Origin of the sequence: Bacillus sp. MYb209, assembly GCF_002975175.1 — a bacterium.
GTDB lineage: Bacteria > Bacillota > Bacilli > Bacillales > Bacillaceae_G > Bacillus_A.
In genome coordinates this window covers 1-2,647 of record NZ_PCNZ01000098.1, presented here as the reverse complement: position 1 = coordinate 2,647, position 2,647 = coordinate 1, and the positions used below count along the sequence as shown (strand labels likewise).

The 2,647-nt window shown below is 33.7% G+C and carries 1 protein-coding gene and 2 pseudogenes; 2 read left to right on the top strand and 1 reads right to left on the bottom strand.

What is annotated here, in order from left to right:
* Positions 1-446: pseudogene (locus CQZ94_RS30415) on the top strand (hemolysin); the annotation flags it as partial.
* A 277-nt stretch (positions 447-723) separates the two neighbouring features.
* Positions 724-2,124, top strand: coding sequence for a hemolysin BL regulatory component HblB (gene hblB, locus CQZ94_RS30410; RefSeq protein ID WP_105588398.1), 1,401 nt, complete (start codon positions 724-726; stop codon positions 2,122-2,124).
* A 144-nt stretch (positions 2,125-2,268) separates the two neighbouring features.
* Here the strand turns inward: hblB and CQZ94_RS30405 are convergent.
* A pseudogene (locus CQZ94_RS30405) lies at positions 2,269-2,412 on the bottom strand (cytochrome P450); the annotation flags it as partial.
* Positions 2,413-2,647: the final 235 nt, after the last annotated feature.

Here is a 2,647-nt window from a genome sequence, read left to right as displayed (position 1 = left end):
AATCTGATGGATTTAATGTAATGAAGGGTGCCATTTTGGGCCTACCGATTATTGGCGGTATTATAGTGGGTGTAGCGCAAGGTAATTTATCCAAGTTAGAGCCTACATTAGCAGAATTACGTAAGACTGTAGATTATAAAATAACATTAAATCGTGTAGTTGGAGTTGCACATAATAGTGTTAGTGAGATGCATAAGGCGCTTGATGATGCTATTAATGCTCTTACTTATATGTCCACGCAGTGGCATGATTTAGATTCTCAATATTCGGGAGTACTTGGACATATTGAGAATGTATCTCAAAAAGCGGATCTAAATAAATTTACATTCTTAAAATCTAACTTGAATGCAGCTAGAGACAGTTGGAAAACATTACGAACAGATGCGGTGACATTAAAAGAAGGGATAAAAGAATTAGAAGTGGAACCTGTTATCCCGCAAAAATAGGGAAATATTAATTCTGTTGCAAAGTCACCTAAAACATAGAGAATCTATGATTACGTTGTTCAATAGTAATGCAACAATTAATAATTTCCTTATACACCAAAAAGGCGGAGTCTCATTAAAGACTTCGCCTTTCGTTTTTATAAAATTTTTACCCAGATACCCAGATACCCAGATAACCGTGCTGTATTGCTGATTTTCAAAAAAATTGAAAGACGTCACTTTTAAAGAGGAATAGGAATAGAATTAGAAATCAAAACCTATATAGGAGAAGTATAAAATGATGAAAAAAATCCCTTATAAAATACTCGCTGTATCGACATTTTTAACTATGACAACAACTTATGCAGTTACACCAGTAGCAGCTTTTGCAAGTGAAATTGAACAAACTAACAATGGAGATATGTCTCTTTCAGCAAATGAAGAACAGATGAAAAAAACTGTGCAAGATGCTGGGTTATTTGTAAAATCTATGAATGAATATTCTTATTTGTTAATTAATAATCCAGATGTGAGTTTTGAAGGAATTACTATTAATGGATATGCAGATTTACCTAGTAAAATTGTACAAGATCAAAAGAATGCAAGAGCACATGCAGTTTCATGGAATACGAAAGTAAAAAAACAGCTTTTAGATACATTGACAGGTATTATTGAATACGATACAAAATTTGAAAATCATTATGAAACATTAGTAGAGGCGATCAATACTGGGAATGGAGATACTTTAAAAAAAGGGATTACGGATTTACGGGAGGAAATTCAACAAAATCAAAAGTCTGCAAAAGTATTAATAGAAGAATTAACTAAATTTAAAAATGCTATTGGAGAAGATGTTAGAGTATTTGGGAGCCATAAAGAGACCTTGCAGTCTATTTTAAAAAACCAAGGAGCTGCGGTAGAGGATGATCAAAAGCGTCTAGAGGACCTTTTAGGGCAAGTAAACTATCAGAAAGACATAGAATCTAAGGGATTAGACATGGTAAAGATCCCCTTTCTTCCCACATTGATTGCTGGTGGGATAATGATAGGTGATGCAAGAGGTAAGTTAGGCTGGCTAGAGCCGGAATTAGCAAAATTACGTCAGAATGTAGATTATAAGATAACATTAAATCGTGTAGTAGGAGTTGCGTTTCATAATATTAGTGATATGCATAGTGCGATTGATAATGCTATTACTGCTCTTACTTATATGTCCACGCAATGGGATGATTTAGACTCTCAATATTCGGGCGTACTGGGACATATTGATAAAGCTAATCAAAAAGCCGATCAAAATAGATATAAATTCTTAGCCCCTAACTTGAATGCAGCTAAAGACAGTTGGAAAACATTACGAACAGATGTTGTCACATTACAAGAAGGGATAAAAATTGCAGAGAAAAAAGAACAGGATCTTATGAATCAGCTTCGTCCATCAAACGTTTTCTACTTTTATAAAAAAATTCATAACGCATACACATTTGAAATAAAGACTGGAACCAATGCACCAAATGCGTCTTATAAAGTTATGAATTTAACTAAAAACACTGTTCATAATATGTGGAGTGGAGGACCAAATACAAGCATGTGGGTTGACTGGCTTTCATTCAATCCAAAAGATGAATTTGCGGTGGTAGCAGTAGTGGATGGGAAAGAATATGTTGTATATAAAGACAAAGTAGAAAATATAATGAATTGAACCCGAAAAGTTAGACAGAAAAATTACGCAGCAATTGAAGATGGTACACTAAACTGGACACTAAGTTAAGTGAAAAAGATGATTCAGAGAGTTCTGTTGCAAAGTTTTTAACAGATAAAAAGTTGGTATAATTGCAGAAGGATTTTATGCAATCCTTAGTAATTGTTGTAATTCATTATACGTCAAAAAAACGAAGTTTGGTTGTTGCAAACTTCGTTTTCGTTTATATAGAGCATGAACGGTTTCAATGCCTTTCAAGGTACGTGAAGCATGGCGAATATTTTGAAAGATCACCGTGTTTTTTCATTTTAAGACAAGGTTAAAATGACTCAAATACTCTTGGCGTAGTTATTTTTCAAAATTCTAGAGATATCTCAAGAATAAAAAACACTCTTAAACTTCAAAGAAAAGGAGTCAAGAGGGTTCTGGTGCAAATACTTAGGAAAGATATAAAGAGGCGAAAATTTCCCTAGTGGAATCTAGTCTTAAGCAACAATTCCAAATAGTTGATGGATGAACTTCA

Coding starts and splice junctions, on each gene's coding strand:
- hblB (WP_105588398.1), top strand. CDS start 724: ATGATGAAAAAAATCCCTTATAAAATACTCGCTGTATCGACATTTTTA.